A 15,522-nucleotide genomic window follows, 5' to 3' on the forward strand; every position below is an offset into this window, starting at 1 on the left:
TTTAATGTTCCAATAAATTCACTAACATTTGATGGTAAATCTGACCGCATTTGCCAAGATCTTCCACGCTCACGCACTCGTTTACTTTATGAATGGTGGCGTTAAGCGGTCCGAATTCCACCACTTCCGCGCCCATGAGGGCAATAAAACGTCCGTCTGAGGTGCCACCACCGGTTTCCAATTTCGGCGTAATGCCTGCGATTTGTTGCAGGCTGTCCACCAACGCACTCACCAGTTTTCCCGGTTTGGTTAAAAACGGCTTGCCGGAAAGATTCCATTCAATACGATACTTCAGCCCGTGTTTTTCCAGCATCTCGGCGACTTTCTGCTTAATCATCCCGTCCGTCACTTCCGTGCAATAACGCAAATTAAATTGCACATAAAGCTCGCCCGGAATCACATTATTGCTGCCGGTGCCGGCATGAATATTAGCGATTTGCAGACTGGTTGGAGGAAAAAAGTCATTGCCGTTGTCCCATTGGTATGTGGTGAGCTCCTGCAAGAACGGCGCGGCTTTGTGAATAGGATTCTCCGCCAGATGGGGATAGGCAACGTGCCCTTGAATGCCCTGAATATACAGATTGCCTGTGATGGAACCACGGCGACCGTTTTTCACTACATCGCCCAAGGTTTGCGTACTGGAAGGCTCGCCCACCATGCAATAAGTGATCTTTTCGCCGCGCGCCATTAAGGTTTCCACCACACGCACCGTGCCGTCTTTCGCAGCAGCTTCTTCATCGGAAGTAATTAACAACGCGATGGTGCCTTGATGATTCGGATGGGCTTTTACATATTCTTCCGTTGCCACTACCATTGCTGCCAGTGATCCTTTCATATCCGCCGCACCGCGTCCATAAAGCATATCGTCCACAATTTTTGCGTCGAAAGGCGGATAAGTCCATTGGCTTTCATCGCCCGTCGGCACCACATCCGTATGCCCGGCAAAGGCAATGACAGGATCGCCACTGCCATGTTTCGCCCATAAATTTAGCGTGTCGTTAAAAGGCAGCCATTCAATTTGAAAACCGAGTTTTTCTAACCGTTCTGCAATCAGCTGCTGGCAGCCTTCGTCATTCGGGCTGATGGAAGGACGACGGATTAATGCTTGCGCCAAAGAGACAACTTTTTCTTTCATTAACTATTCCCTATCCCCATACGAGCCGTCTGGGGTTAATTAAACCAAGCCGTTCTACGGCTTTTATATCGCCTCCGGAGGAGGCGAGGATTATCGAACCTAGCACGCCTCGTGCTAGGTGTGTATGAACAATACGTTAATTAAACGCTGCCTGATATTCTTTTTCGCTAAACCCAATCAACGCCTTTCCCTCTTGCAAAATAATCGGGCGTTTGATTAAGGTTGGATTATCGGCAAGCACAGAAAGTGCGGTGGATTTTGAAAGTGTTTTTTTGATTTGCTCGTCAAGATTACGCCAGGTGGTGCTGCGTTTATTCACCAAGTTTTCCCAACCAAATTGTGCTTCCGCCTGTTGTAAAGAAGCCTTATCCAACCCATCCACGCGGTAATCATGCAGTTTGTGTTCAATCTGATGATCCGCAAGCCATTTCAATGCTTTCTTCACCGTGTCGCAGTTTTTAATGCCGTAAACAATAATCATAGTTTCTCCTAAATAAAAAATCCCCATTCAATTCAGAATAGGGATTTTAACCGAAATTCAGCCGATTAGCCTAATAACTTATTGATGCGTTTAATAAACGCTGCCGGGTTTTCTAAGGAACCGCGTTCGGCAAGCATGGCTTGTTCCAGTAACAATTCCACCCAATCGGCGAATTGTGCTTCATCGGCAATTTCAGCGACTTTTTTCACCAAGTGATGTTCCGGATTTAGCTCGAAGGTGTATTTTACTTCCGGCACCGGTTGACCTGCGGCGGCAAAAAGTTTTGCCATTTGCGTGGTCATTTGATCGTTATCGGTGGAAACCACTGCCGGGGTGTCGGTTAAACGGTGGGTTAAACGCACTTCTTTCACACGCCCGCCCAACAAGGTTTTGACGCGCTCAACAAAACTGCCGAAAGATTCGTCTTGTGCTTTTTGTTCTTCCGCCTCTTTGTCCGCCAAATCGCCCAAATCCAGATCTGCTTTGGTGATGCTTTGTAACGGTTTGCCGTCGAATTCCGTTAAGTAACTCAGCATCCATTCGTCAATGCGATCGGATAACAGCAACACTTCAATGCCTTTTTTATTGAACAACTCCAAGTGCGGGCTGTTTCTCGCCGCCACGTAGCTGTCCGCCGTGATGTAATAAATGGCTTTTTGCCCTTCTTTCATGCGGGAAACATAGTCTTCCAAAGACACATTTTGCTCGCTGCTGTCATTGTGGGTGGAGGCAAAACGTAACAATTTGGCGATGGCTTCTTTGTTGGCAAAATCTTCCGCTGGCCCTTCTTTTAACACCAAGCCGAATTCTTTCCAGAACTGTTGGTATTTTTCCGCATCGTCTTTCGCCAATTTTTCCAGCATTTGTAAGGAACGTTTGGTTAAGGCTTTGCGTAACGCCGCCGTGACTTTGTTGTCTTGCAAGATTTCACGGGACACGTTTAACGGCAAATCGTTACTATCAATTAAGCCGCGCATAAAACGCAGATAATTCGGCATGAATTGTTCCGCGTCATCCATGATAAACACGCGTTGCACATAGAGCTTCAAACCGTGCTTATGCTCACGATTAAACAAATCCCAAGGCGCTTTGGACGGCACATAAAGCAGGCTGGTATATTCCTGATTGCCTTCTACTTTGTTATGCGCCCACAATAGCGGGTCGGCGAAATCATGGCTTAAATGCTTGTAGAATTCTTTGTATTCTTCATCGGAAATCTCATTTTTACTACGCGTCCAAAGAGCATCGGATTTGTTGATTTTTTCCCATTTTTCGCCGATTTCTTTGCCTTCGTCCTCATATTCTTTGGTCAGCATTTCCACCGGCAGACCGATATGATCGGAATATTTACCGATAATGTCGCGTAAACGCCATTCATTTAAGAATTCTTTTTCATCGTCGCGTAAGTGCAAAATCACATCGGTGCCACGAGATTTTTTCTCAATGTCCGCTACCGTATAATCGCCTTCGCCTGCCGATTCCCAAAGCACGCCTTTGTCTGCCGGCTCGCCAGCCGCACGGGTTTTCACGGTGACTTTATCAGCGACGATAAAGGCGGAATAAAATCCCACACCGAATTGACCGATAAGCTGGCTATCTTTCGCCTGGTCGCTGCCGAGAGCCGCTAAAAATTCTTTCGTGCCGGATTTGGCGATCGTACCCAAATGATCGATAACCTGCTCGCGGGTCATACCGATACCATTATCGCTTACGGTTAAGGTGCCTTTCTCGCTGTCAAAGCTGATACACACGCGCAATTCGCCGTCGCCTGCATATAAATCCGGATTGGAAAGAGCTTTAAAACGCAATTTATCCGCCGCATCGGAGGCGTTGGAAATCAGCTCGCGCAAGAAAATTTCTTTATTGGAATATAAAGAATGGATCATTAATTGTAACAGTTGTTTGACTTCCGACTGGAAGCCGCGGGTTTCTTGATTTGTACTCATCTTCTTCCTACTTATGTTGATAAATTAAAAACGTTATGGATATAAGTGCGGAAGGCAAAATTTCAAGAGCTGTAGTAAAAAAAGTGCGGTTGAAAATTTAAGTATTTTTTCAACCGCACTTTGATGTTGGAAGTTATTCGGGGAGCACTGTCGGTTTGACAATTTCGCTTGGATAACACCCCAGAATTTTCAGATAATTACTGAATTTTTTTAATTCTTCCAACGCAGCTTGCGTATCAGGGTGGTGAATGTTGGCTTCAATTTCCAAATAAAACATTTCCTCCCAAGGCTTACCGTAAATCGGGCGGGACTCCAGCTTTGTCATATTAATATGGTGCTTTTTAAACACCAATAAGGCGTCAACCAAAGATCCCGCTTGTTGCCCTGTGCTCATTAACAATAGCGTTTTGGTGTGAATTTGCGGGGAGACGCTGTGTGCTTTCTTCGCGATCACGATAAAACGGGTAATATTGTTTTCTTGGTTGGCGATATTGCGTCGCAACACTTTCAAGCCATACAACTTGCCGCCGTCCTCATTACCTAATGCCGCAATATTCGGCTTATTTAAACCGGCAACCAACTGCATGGCATGGGAGGCTACTTTCACAATATTCAATATGCACCCGTAAACCTTGGATAAATTGACTGCATTGTTGAATCACTTGTGGGTGGCTGTACAAGGTATCAATTTTGCTCAAATCATCCTGTTCATTCACTAACACGCAATGTTGAATCGGATAGGCAAGTTCGCCCACCAAAAATAAATCGGTGTGCTGTAACAAATCATACACTTCGTTAATGGCGCCGGAAGTGGTGTTCTCCAACGGCAGAACGCCGTAATCCGCTTCGCCATTACGCACTTTCTCAAACACCTGTTCAAAACTCGCACAACTGATTTCAACCAGTTGCTCCTGATAACGGGTGGCATAATTACGCGCCGCCAGATGAGAATACGAACCGCGTTTGCCGAGAAACGCAATATGAATATCCTGTTCACGCTGTTCATTAAGTTTCTTCTGCAAATAGACCTGCTGCGTTAGCACCGAATCTTCAATGATTTTCTGAAAAATCGAAGTGATATATTGCGGTTCAAGCTGATAGTTTTCGTTTTCCGTGAACTGTATCAGTTCCTGCAATAACTGTTCTTCACGGGCGGCATCACGCAACGGCTTTTGCGTCACTTCTTTGCTCCGCACCACATCAAACGCCAAACGATGGCGCTCGGACAGCAGTTTCAATAAACTACGGTCAATTTGCGTAATTTGCCGACGAATTTCACTTAAATCCAATGACATAATATTTCCTTTGTATTCACATTTGTTACACCTCAAAGGCAATAAATAAAATAAGTATTGAAAATATATTACTTTTTTAACCGCACTTTTATGGAAAAGAAAGACAAAAAAATCCACTATTTTAAGGTGGCTTTATGAAAAGGTAGCGAAAAAAAGAGCTATATTTCCGAAGAAATATAGCTCTTAGAATCATTTTATTAAATCAATATTTGTGCGGGAGAAATATAACCTTGTGGGACTTGTTCTTTGTCTTCGAAGGTTACGAGTTCCCACGCTTCTTGATTATCCAATACCGCTCTTAATAATTTATTGTTTAAACCATGACCTGATTTATAGGCTTTGAAATCACCGATAATGTTATAACCACACATATATAAATCACCAATAGCATCCAGCATTTTGTGACGGACCAGTTCATCTTTGAAACGCAAACCGTCCTCATTCAGAATGCGATAATCATCCAGTACGATAGCATTATCTAAACTGCCGCCTAACGCTAAACCTTGAGATTGAAGATACTCAATATCTTTCATAAAACCAAAAGTTCTCGCGCGGCTGATTTGCTGAACAAATGCTTGCGCGGAGAAATCCATCACATAATTACGTACATCTTCGCTAATTACCGGATGATTAAAATCAATAGTGAAATTCAAACGGAAACCATTATAAGGAGAAAATTCCGCCCATTTATCACCATCTTCCACGCGAACTTTTTGTTTGACACGAATGAATTTTTTCGGTGCATTTTGTTCTTCAATGCCTGCATCTAATAATAAATAAATAAACGGGCTTGCACTACCATCCATAATTGGAATTTCAGGCGCATCCACTTCAACAATAATGTTATCGATACCAAGTCCTGCTAAAGCCGCATTTAGATGTTCAACCGTTGAAATTCGCACACCCTGCTCATTCACTAAACAAGTACAAAGCATAGTATCGTGCACTGCATTAGCATTCGCCGGAAAGGTAACCGGCGGATTCAAATCGGTGCGGCAATAAACAACACCGGTATTCGGCATTGCAGGACGTAAAACCAAAGTAACCTTATCACCACTGTGTAATCCCACACCGGTAACTTTTATACTTTGTTTTAATGTTCTTTGTTTAATCATAACCTTTCTCTTAACTTGCTGTTACCACAAGATAATATTATTTATCGCCATTACGCATAAAACCTTGAACATTGAACAAATTAGTATCTTTCAAGCGTTCGGTAATCGGCGTATCTAAATCGTCTCTACTACGTTGTACGTTTTGCTGGTTATTGGACAAATTATTCGCATCCTGTGCACTATGTCCATAAGTTGGCGCATTTGTTCTCGGCGCGCCGAACTGAGTATTTATCGGTTGATTATTCGGGGCTGCTTGTGGACGTGGAGAAATTTGAATCTCCGGCGCTTCGGGTTCACCAATACCTGTTGCAACAATGGTTACGCGGATTTCATCCACCATATCAGGCACCAATGTTGTACCGACTACAACCGTAGCCTCATCAGAAGCAAATGCTTTAATTGTATCGCCTACTGCCTGGAACTCGGTTAAGCCTAAGTCCATACCGGCCGTAATATTAACCAATACCCCTCTGGCACCGGATAAATCCACACGCTCTAACAAGTCACTTTTCACTGCAATTTTAGCTGCATCTTCCGCACGACCTTCACCCGGTGAACCCAATGCAGAACCAAAACCAATCATTGCCTGCCCCATCTCCGACATTACGGTACGAACATCGGCAAAGTCCACGTTAATTAAACCCGGAGAGGTAATCATATCCGAAATACCGGTAACAGAATTACGCAACACATCATTAGCGGCGGAGAAAGCTTGCATTAATGTTGCATTTTTCGGCATAACCTTGGCTAATTGTTCATTTGGGATGATGATTAGGGAATCTACATGTTTGGATAATTCTTTAATCCCCATTTCGGCGAACATCATTCGTTTCTTACCTTCAAAAGCAAATGGCTTGGTAACCACAGCAACGGTAAGAATACCCAATTCTTTTGCGATTTGAGCGACTATCGGTGCAGCACCTGTGCCTGTACCACCACCCATGCCGGCAGCGATAAACACCATATCAGCGCCTTCTAACATTTGACGAATGGCATCCTGATCGTCTTCTGCGGCTTTACGTCCGACATTCGGGTTGGCACCCGCGCCCAAACCCTTGGTGGTATTCGCACCAATTTGAACCGTTTGCTGCACTTGGCTTTTACGCAATGCCTGTGCATCGGTATTAATGGCATAGAACATGATTTTTCCATGTTCATCAGTGTTCAACATTGTTTCATCAACAAGGGCACCGCCAATATCATCTTTAACCATCGTGGCAACCATGTGGTTAACGGCATTACCGCCACCGCCACCGACACCGACCACTTTAATCAGTGCTCCATTCATTTCACCGAGATCATAATCTACTGGCTCAAACATACTTATTCTCCGTCACTGCCGACACACTATCAGCATATATTAAAACCCAAACTGTTCATATTGTAGATGAAAAATCAAAATTCTCAAAATTCCGACCGCACTTTATTAAAAATTTTTTTCACTACCTTACCGCATGCGCTAAAAAATCCGCTATCCGAATTCTCATCATTAAGCGGCCCTTCATCCTCATTGCTATGTTCATATTGCAACAAACCAATGACAGTCGCGTATTGCGGTTTGTTCACATAATCGGTCAAACCGGTAATATTTAGCGGGCTACCAATTCTCACCTGCGCATTTTGCCCAAACACTTCCGCCGCACTATCTTTCAAGTCTTCAATTTGTGCACCACCACCGGTAATCACAACGCCGGCAATGAGATCAAACTTAATATGTTTAGCTTCCAAATCCGTTTTCAAATAAATTAATTCATTTTTCACCAAACTCAATAGTTCTTTATAACGGGCCGAAGTTACTAAAGAAAGCTGTTCTTTTGTTAATGTGCGAGGGCCTCGCCCGCCGATACTGGAAACTTCAATTTTCTTGTCGGCATGATATTTCGGCGGCGTTAATGCACTACCATGATTCACTTTGATGCTTTCCGCCTCCATTCTAGAAGTGGCACAAGCATACGCAATATCATCGGTGACACGATTACCGGCATAAGGAATCACTTTACTGAAACGCAATGCACCGTTGATATACACCATAATGTCCATGGTACCGGCACCGAAATCAATCAAACAAACCCCTAAATCTTTTTCATCTTCGGTTAAAACGGAATAGCTGGAAGCCAAGCCTGAGAACACAATCTTATCGACTTTTAATTTACAACGTTCTACCGCCTTCTTCAGGTTATTTAACCAGTCCTGATGACAAGCGATTAAGTGAGTCTGCGCTTTTAAACGAACACCTTGTAAGCCCAACGGATTTTTAATGTTCATTTGCTTATCGACAGCAAATTCTTGCGGAATAATGTGAAGTAACGACAATCCTTCCGGCATTTTAACCGAGCTTGCCGTGTGAATAGCAGAATCAATTTCATCTTGGGTCACCTCGCCTTCGGCAATAGGTACAAAGCCATTCTCATTCAGGCTTTGAATATGCTCACCGGTAATCGCCAAAGTCACGCTCATAATCCGGCAATCGGCAACGGATTCGGCCGCTTCAATAGCCCGTTGAATAGATATAACCACCGCATTGAGGTCAGTAATGCTTCCTTTATCGATCCCTTTAGACGGACAACTGCCCACGCCAAGCACATTTACGACACCGTCCGGTAAAACTTCACCGACTACGGCAACGACTTTAGAAGTACCCACTTCCAAACCAACAATCGTCTTTGATTCCACAATTTTAGACATTTTCTAACTTCACACTGTTAATCATTAATTTAAATCAACCATACCCACCGAAGCACCGGAAGCGTAACGCAAATCCACATAGGAGAGTTTTTTATTTTCAGGCACCTCAATTTGCGGATAAATGGTCACAAAACGATCCAGTTTTGTTTTCCACTCACCACGCCCAAGTTTCAGCACCACATCATTATCCAATACCACCTGCCAAGCGCCGCGTGCGTCAATAGCAACCGCTTTAAGGGTTAACCCTTTTTGTTTTAAATCGGCATAAATTCTATTCCAGGCATCCAGCACTTTTTCACTTTGGAAATCGGGTCCGGACAAACGAGGCAGATGCTGCTCTTTCAATTTATTCATCGGCAGCTGAAAAACCACGCCGTCTTTTGAGAGGAATTCGGTTTCGTTCCAAATAGCGACCGGTTGATACTCCGTAACCCAAATGCTTAACCTGTTCGGCCACATTTTGCGAACAACCGCGCCTTTAATCCAAGGCATTGTCTCAATTTGTTCACGAATTAAATCGGCATCCTGACCGAAAAACCCTTTAAGTTCTCCCATTTTCAGCAGGGCTTCGCGCACATCCGCATCATCGGTAAAATTCGGCGTGCCGACCAAAGCAAATGCGCTGATTGGCTTACTATCTAATTTTTCTAAAAAATTTTGCCAATTTGAACAAGAATAGAACAAAATGCCAACGCATAATAGCACAAGTAATAATTTAATTTGCACAAAAACTTTTGATTTAGGTTCACCATATCTTATATTTTGTGGGGTTTTGCGTTTTAGTAAATTCATTCCGCGCTCAACTCTAAAATTTTCTCAACCAACTGCGCAAAAGAATAGCCGACCGTTGCCGCCGATTTCGGGAATAAACTGTGGCTGGTCATGCCAGGGTTGGTATTAACTTCCACCAAACGGAACTTTCCTTCCGCATCCGCCATCACATCAATACGGCTCCAACCACGACAGCCCACCACATCATAGGCCTGTTTTACCAAACGGCGGAGCTCCTGTTCACGCTCCTCGCTTAATCCCGCCGGGCAAAAATATTGCGTATTGTCAGAGATGTATTTCGCGTCGTAATCATAAAACTCACCTTCCGGCACAATTTTAATGGAAGGCAAAACTTCATTATCCAGCACCGGCACGGTAAATTCATCGCCGGCAAGCCATTCTTCAATTAACACCGTGTTATCGAATTTAAGCGCGAAATCCACCGCACTTTCCAGTTCATCCACAGCTTTGACTTTGGTTAACCCCACGCTGGAACCTTCCAGAGAAGGCTTAACCATCAGCGGTAATCCTAGCTTTTTGACCACAGACTCCGGGTTTAAGTTTACTCTATTTTCCGTCGTCACGATTTCCATCTCGGCGACCGGCAAACCAAATGCCTTCCACAACATTTTAGTACGCATTTTATCCATAGTTAACGCAGAAGTCATCACGCCGCAACCGGTATAAGGAATGCCGATTTGCTCTAATAAGCCCTGCATCGTGCCGTCTTCGCCGCCGCGACCGTGCAAAATATTAAACACGCGATCAAATCCCTGTTCTTTTAAGGTCGCTACCGGAAAGGTTTTCGGATCAATCGGATGGGCGTCATACCCTTGTTTACGCAACGCATTTAATACTGCTTCCCCCGAATTTAAAGACACCTCGCGTTCTGCGGAGGTTCCGCCTAATAAAACGGCGATTTTTTCCTGTTTTAATGTTTTACTCATCTTATTATCCACTTATTCTTTCGTCCAACATTCCACCAACTGACGTGAAAGTTTACTCACGCTACCGGCGCCCTGCGCCAAAATTAAATCGCCATCCTGAATAATCTGATCGAGCACCTCACCCAACTGTTCCGTATCGGAAACCAAAATCGGATCCACTTTTCCCAGATTACGAATAGAACGGCACAATGCCTTACTATCCGCGCCTACTATCGGCGCTTCGCCTGCCGGATACACATCCAACATAATCAACGCATCCACTTGAGATAACACCTGCACGAAATCATCAAATAAATCGCGGGTGCGGGAATAACGGTGCGGCTGGAAAATCATCACAATACGTTTATTTTCCCAGCCTTGACGCGCCGCTTGAATGGTAACGCCCACTTCCGTCGGATGATGACCGTAATCGTCCACCAACATCACTTTACCGTTCGGGCGGATAAATTGTCCCAATTGATCGAAACGACGTCCTGCGCCTTGGAAATCCGCCAACGCGGCTAAAATAGCGTCATTTTTAATGCCTTCTTCTTTGGCGACCACCAAGGCGGCGGTAGCATTCAGTGCATTATGGCGTCCCGGCACATTCAGCAACACATCAATACGCTCACCGTTCGGGCAAATCACCGTGTAATGCCCCTGAAAACCGGTTTGTTGATAATCTTCAATGCGATAATCGGCATTTTCACTAAAGCCGTAAGTGATCACCTGACGCCCGACCAGCGGAACCAACTCCATCAGCACCTCATCATCGGCACATAACACCGCCAAACCATAAAACGGCAAATTATGCAGAAAATTCACATAGGTTTGTTTCATTTCATCAAAATCGCCGTGATAGGTATCCATGTGATCCGGTTCAATATTCGTCACGATGGAAATCATCGGTTGCAAATGCAGAAAAGACGCGTCACTTTCGTCGGCTTCGGCGATCAAATAACGGCTACAGCCTAAATGAGCATTGGTGCCTGCGGATTTCACCAAGCCACCGTTAACGAACGTCGGGTCCAATCCCGCTTCGGCGTAAATCATGGAAACCATCGCGGTAGTGGTGGTTTTACCGTGCGTACCGGCAACGGCAATACCGTGGCGGAAACGCATTAACTCCGCCAGCATTTGTGCACGTTGAATCACCGGAATACGGGCTTCTTTCGCCGCCATCACTTCCGGGTTATCGCCATGAATGGCAGAGGAAATCACCACCACGCTGGCGCCTACAATATTCTCCGCTTGATGTCCGATAAACACTTTCGCCCCGGCTTTGGTTAAGCACTGAGTAACTGCACTTTCGGCAATATCCGAACCGGAGATCGAATAGCCTTCGTTCAATAAAATTTCCGCAATACCACACATCCCCGCGCCGCCGATGCCGATAAAATGAATTTGTTTTACTCGGCGCATTTCCGGAATGATGTTTCTAATCTGTTGATGATAATTTTCCATGATTATTTCCTTCTCTCCCGTGCGAATCATCAGAGGCAAAAACACCGCGAAAAACGACCGCACCTTTCGCTTAGCTCGCGACGTCTTCAATCACCTCGGCAACCCGTTTTGCCGCTCTCGGTGTCGCCATTTTTTTTGCATTTAACGCCATGGTTAATAATTTTTCACGATCCGCCAATAACGGGGTTATTTCGCGCAACAGACGTTCTTCGGTAAATTCCGGCTGCTCAATAATGACTGCCGCGCCTGCATCCGCTAAATATTTCGCATTCAAAAACTGCTGACGATCTTTATGTTGAAACGGCACGAAAATTGCCGGTGTGCCCACCGCCGCCAGTTCGCATACGGTCAACGCGCCGGAGCGGCAAATGACAATGTCCGCCCACGCGTAGGCTTCCGCCATGTCGTCAATAAATTCGGTGGCAACGCCGTTGTGATTTGCCTGATAAACTTCTTCAATGCCCGCCAAATTGCCTTTGCCAACCTGATGGCGCACATAAATATCCAATCCCTGCGCGGTAAGTTTCACCGCCACTTGCGGCACGGTTTGATTCAGCACTCGTGCCCCTTGGCTACCGCCGACTACTAAAATGCGCAACGTTTTATTACGCGCGGCAAAACGCTGTTGCGGCGCTTCCGTTTGGAATAAATCACGGCGCACGGGGTTGCCCACCACTTCCGCATGAGGAAAGGCGTTCGGGAACGCTTGCAGCACGCGGGTGGCAATTTTTGACAACCCACTATTGGTCAACCCGGCAATGGCATTTTGTTCATGCAACACCACCGGCACGCCGCAGAGTTTCGCCGCAAGCCCGCCCGGACCGGACACATAACCGCCCATGCCTAATACGGCGTTAGGCTGATATTGCTTGATGATATTACGCGCCTGACATACTGCGCGCAAAATGGCAAAAGGCGCCAATAATAAACTCTTGATGCCTTTGCCGCGTAAACCTGAAATTTGGATAAATTCGATGGGAATGCCGTGTTTTGGAACCAATTGAGCTTCCATTCTGTCTTTGGTGCCCAGCCAGCGGATTTCCCAGCCTTGCTGTTGTAATTCTTGTGCAACGGCAATGGCAGGAAAAACATGTCCGCCCGTTCCGCCTGCCATCACTAATAATTTTTTACCCATATTTCTTCTCTAAAAAAACACTGAAAAAAACGACCGCACTTTAGTCATCCCGTAATCGCGCCTGACCGCCACGCATTAAGCGATTTTCATGGTCAATACGCAATAACATACCGATGGTGACGGACATAATGATGATACTGGAACCGCCATAGCTGATGAGCGGGAACGTTAAGCCTTTGGTCGGCAACATACCAAGCGCCATACCGAGGTTGACGAAGCCCTGGAAGAAAATCCAGAAACTGATACCAAACGCTAAAAAACCTTTAAAGCGCTGTTCTAACATTAAGGATTCGCGCCCGATTTTCATGGCACGAAAAACCAACAACCCAAGCAAAATAATAATAACGAAAATGCCGAAGAAACCAAATTCTTCACCCACAATCGCCATCACAAAGTCCGTATGCGCTTCGGGCAAATATTCCAGTTTTAAGATGGAATTGCCTAACCCCTCGCCGAAAAAGCCGCCGCGCCCGAACGCCATTAAGGAGTTGGATAATTGGAAACCGGTATCATAAGGGTCTTTGAAAGGATCCATAAAACCTATGATACGTTTCAGTCGATAAGCGGAAGAAAGCACCAACCACACGAACATGAACACGCCCATACTGATTAAACCGATGAACTGCCAGAAGTTGGCACCGACGATAAATAATAAGCCGAAAGTGATAATAAATAATACGACAGTACTTCCCAAATCAGGTTGTACAATCAGAAAACAACCCATGACACCCATCACCACAAAGGGCTTAAACGCGCTCAGTTTGCGACTACGCACTTCGTCATAACGGCGGGTGAAATAACTGGCGAGGAAACAGGTTAAGGCTAATTTGGCGAATTCCGCCGGCTGGAAATTAAATAACCCCATAGGAATCCAACGGCGTGCGCCGTTAACTTCACGCCCGATGCCCGGAATCATCACAAGAACAAGCAGAATAATCGCAACCCAAAATAATCTGGCATGCCATTTTTGCCATTTTTCCATGGAAATTTGTAAGGTGATGTAACAGGTGAAACAGGACAAAATGATGTAAATAATATCGCGTTTGACAAAATAAAAAGCATCATTATACAAGCGGGTCCCCACCGGAATGGAAGCGGAGGACACCGCTAATAAACCGATGAGCAACAACACCAAATACAACCACAATAACGCGCGGTCGTATAGCAAACTGGTCGGCGCCACTGTGGTGGCGTTTTGACTGCTTTCTTTGAACCTATCCCAAAATCCCATGTGCCAACCCGTCTTTAACTTAAGCGTGACAAACGCGTAAATTCATCACCGCGAGCTTCAAAACAGCTGAATTGATCCAAACTGGCGCAAGCCGGTGATAACAGCACCATGTCGCCTGCCTGTAGCTGCGGACGAATCGCCGCAATGGCGTGTTCCATGGTGTCAAATAATTGGCTTTGGGAAGAGAGTGCGGCTAACTGTTTGCCGTCGCGACCGAAACAATAGCAGTAAATGTGCGGTTGATTAATTAAGCGTGCCAATTCGGAGAAATCCGCGCCTTTGCCGTCACCGCCGAGCAATAAATGGAGCTTGCCCGCTACCTGCAAACCGGTTAAGGCGGCAACGGTGCTACCCACATTAGTGGCTTTGGAATCGTTAATCCAGCGCACGCCGTCAGCGATATGCGCCACTTGGAAGCGGTGCTCCAAACCACCGAACGCACAAAGTGCGGTTCGAATTCCGGTTAAATTTATGCCTGCCGCCTGTGCCAACGCAATGGCAGCCAAGGCATTCATGTAATTATGGCGACCGGTCAATTTCATTTCATCACAGGCTAACACCGCTTCATCGTACGCCATTAAATAGGTTTTGTTATTTTCGGTTTTTAACCAATAATCCGCGTGGTTTTCACCAAAAGAAACCTGCTTTTGCGGTCGCTGGGTCGTTGGCAACGTCAATGCATCTTCCGCATTAATCACCGCCGTTTGGCAATGATTGTAAATGTTTAATTTCGCGTGGCGATAATCCTGCAGATCCACATAGCGATTCATGTGATCTTCGGTCACGTTTAATACTGTTGCCGCCACAGCCTTGAGGGAATAGGTGGTTTCCAATTGGAAGCTGGACAGTTCCAACACATACAAATCATGTTGTTGATTTAACAGGGAAAGTGCCGGAATACCAATATTGCCGCCCATACCCACTCTTAAACCGGCGGCCTTCGCCATTTCCGCCACCAATGTGGTGACAGTGCTTTTACCGTTGGAACCGGTAATTGCCACAATCGGTTTATCCGCCTCGCGACAGAATAATTCGATGTCGCCCACCACCTCGACACCTGCTTGAAGTGCGGTCTGAATTTCAGGTGTTTTTACCGCCAGCCCCGGGCTGATAACAATCAGATCGCTTTCCAGCAGCCATTGCTGGTTTAAACCGCCCGTATGCAGAGGAATCGCTTTATCAAGCTGCTCAGCGCCCGCAGGATGTTGACGCGTATCTATGACACGCACATCCGCCTGTTTGGCACGCAGAAAATCCACACAGGATAAGCCTGTTTTGCCTAACCCGATTACCGTGACTTTTTTATCTTGATATTGCATTGAAATTCTCTCTCAAAAA

General features: G+C 45.6%; 12 protein-coding genes and 1 pseudogene. All 13 read right to left on the reverse strand.

All coding sequences use genetic code 11. The features are described 5' to 3' along the window. Position 1: 1 nt before the first annotated feature. Entirely contained in the window at positions 2-1,135 is a 1,134-nt protein-coding gene (gene dapE, locus A3CS_RS0100715; protein WP_005546757.1) for a succinyl-diaminopimelate desuccinylase, read from the reverse strand. A gap of 136 nt (positions 1,136-1,271) precedes the next feature. Then, positions 1,272-1,616, reverse strand: coding sequence for an ArsC family reductase (locus A3CS_RS0100720; RefSeq protein WP_005546759.1), 345 nt, complete (start codon positions 1,614-1,616; stop codon positions 1,272-1,274). Between the two features lie 65 nt (positions 1,617-1,681). After that, entirely contained in the window at positions 1,682-3,562 is a 1,881-nt protein-coding gene (htpG, locus tag A3CS_RS0100725) for a molecular chaperone HtpG (RefSeq protein WP_005546761.1), read from the reverse strand. A gap of 133 nt (positions 3,563-3,695) precedes the next feature. Next, positions 3,696-4,857, reverse strand: a pseudogene (locus A3CS_RS01000000110750) (chorismate mutase). 197 nt (positions 4,858-5,054) lie between these two features. Continuing rightward, positions 5,055-5,972, reverse strand: a complete 918-nt coding sequence (gene lpxC, locus A3CS_RS0100735; protein WP_005539072.1) for a UDP-3-O-acyl-N-acetylglucosamine deacetylase — start codon at positions 5,970-5,972, stop codon at positions 5,055-5,057. 37 nt (positions 5,973-6,009) lie between these two features. Continuing rightward, complete coding sequence (ftsZ, locus tag A3CS_RS0100740; RefSeq protein WP_005546768.1) at positions 6,010-7,293, reverse strand: cell division protein FtsZ; 1,284 nt, start codon at positions 7,291-7,293, stop codon at positions 6,010-6,012. An 83-nt stretch (positions 7,294-7,376) separates the two neighbouring features. Then, positions 7,377-8,657 (reverse strand): cell division protein FtsA, encoded by a 1,281-nt coding sequence (gene ftsA / locus A3CS_RS0100745; RefSeq protein ID WP_005546770.1) that lies wholly within the window; start codon positions 8,655-8,657, stop codon positions 7,377-7,379. Positions 8,658-8,681: 24 nt separating this feature from the next. After that, complete coding sequence (locus A3CS_RS0100750) at positions 8,682-9,449, reverse strand: cell division protein FtsQ/DivIB (protein WP_005546773.1); 768 nt, start codon at positions 9,447-9,449, stop codon at positions 8,682-8,684. Continuing rightward, positions 9,446-10,375 carry a D-alanine--D-alanine ligase gene (locus A3CS_RS0100755; RefSeq protein ID WP_005588014.1) on the reverse strand — a complete coding sequence of 310 codons (930 nt, stop codon included), beginning with the start codon at positions 10,373-10,375 and terminating at the stop codon, positions 9,446-9,448. The genes A3CS_RS0100750 and A3CS_RS0100755 overlap by 4 nt, the downstream gene beginning before the upstream one ends. A gap of 12 nt (positions 10,376-10,387) precedes the next feature. Then, on the reverse strand, positions 10,388-11,818 hold the full coding sequence (gene murC / locus A3CS_RS0100760) for a UDP-N-acetylmuramate--L-alanine ligase (RefSeq protein ID WP_005546777.1): 1,431 nt from the start codon (positions 11,816-11,818) through the stop codon (positions 10,388-10,390). Positions 11,819-11,888: 70 nt separating this feature from the next. Then, positions 11,889-12,953 carry an undecaprenyldiphospho-muramoylpentapeptide beta-N-acetylglucosaminyltransferase gene (gene murG / locus A3CS_RS0100765; RefSeq protein ID WP_005546779.1) on the reverse strand — a complete coding sequence of 355 codons (1,065 nt, stop codon included), beginning with the start codon at positions 12,951-12,953 and terminating at the stop codon, positions 11,889-11,891. Positions 12,954-12,993: 40 nt separating this feature from the next. Further along, complete coding sequence (gene ftsW, locus A3CS_RS0100770) at positions 12,994-14,184, reverse strand: putative lipid II flippase FtsW (RefSeq protein WP_005539056.1); 1,191 nt, start codon at positions 14,182-14,184, stop codon at positions 12,994-12,996. Positions 14,185-14,198: 14 nt separating this feature from the next. Further along, positions 14,199-15,503, reverse strand: a complete 1,305-nt coding sequence (gene murD / locus A3CS_RS0100775) for a UDP-N-acetylmuramoyl-L-alanine--D-glutamate ligase (RefSeq protein WP_005546781.1) — start codon at positions 15,501-15,503, stop codon at positions 14,199-14,201. Positions 15,504-15,522: the final 19 nt, after the last annotated feature.

This window comes from Aggregatibacter actinomycetemcomitans DSM 8324 (assembly GCF_000372365.1).
In the GTDB taxonomy this organism is placed as follows: Bacteria; Pseudomonadota; Gammaproteobacteria; order Enterobacterales; family Pasteurellaceae; genus Aggregatibacter; species Aggregatibacter actinomycetemcomitans.

What these genes read in the sequence shown, in the direction of transcription:
- dapE (WP_005546757.1), bottom strand. Translation starts at nt 1,135, where the DNA reads ATGAAAGAAAAAGTTGTCTCTTTGGCGCAAGCATTAATCCGTCGTCCT.
- A3CS_RS0100720 (WP_005546759.1), bottom strand. Translation starts at nt 1,616, where the DNA reads ATGATTATTGTTTACGGCATTAAAAACTGCGACACGGTGAAGAAAGCA.
- htpG (WP_005546761.1), bottom strand. Translation starts at nt 3,562, where the DNA reads ATGAGTACAAATCAAGAAACCCGCGGCTTCCAGTCGGAAGTCAAACAA.
- lpxC (WP_005539072.1), bottom strand. Translation starts at nt 5,972, where the DNA reads ATGATTAAACAAAGAACATTAAAACAAAGTATAAAAGTTACCGGTGTG.
- ftsZ (WP_005546768.1), bottom strand. Translation starts at nt 7,293, where the DNA reads ATGTTTGAGCCAGTAGATTATGATCTCGGTGAAATGAATGGAGCACTG.
- ftsA (WP_005546770.1), bottom strand. Translation starts at nt 8,657, where the DNA reads ATGTCTAAAATTGTGGAATCAAAGACGATTGTTGGTTTGGAAGTGGGT.
- A3CS_RS0100750 (WP_005546773.1), bottom strand. Translation starts at nt 9,449, where the DNA reads ATGAATTTACTAAAACGCAAAACCCCACAAAATATAAGATATGGTGAA.
- A3CS_RS0100755 (WP_005588014.1), bottom strand. Translation starts at nt 10,375, where the DNA reads ATGAGTAAAACATTAAAACAGGAAAAAATCGCCGTTTTATTAGGCGGA.
- murC (WP_005546777.1), bottom strand. Translation starts at nt 11,818, where the DNA reads ATGGAAAATTATCATCAACAGATTAGAAACATCATTCCGGAAATGCGC.
- murG (WP_005546779.1), bottom strand. Translation starts at nt 12,953, where the DNA reads ATGGGTAAAAAATTATTAGTGATGGCAGGCGGAACGGGCGGACATGTT.
- ftsW (WP_005539056.1), bottom strand. Translation starts at nt 14,184, where the DNA reads ATGGGATTTTGGGATAGGTTCAAAGAAAGCAGTCAAAACGCCACCACA.
- murD (WP_005546781.1), bottom strand. Translation starts at nt 15,503, where the DNA reads ATGCAATATCAAGATAAAAAAGTCACGGTAATCGGGTTAGGCAAAACA.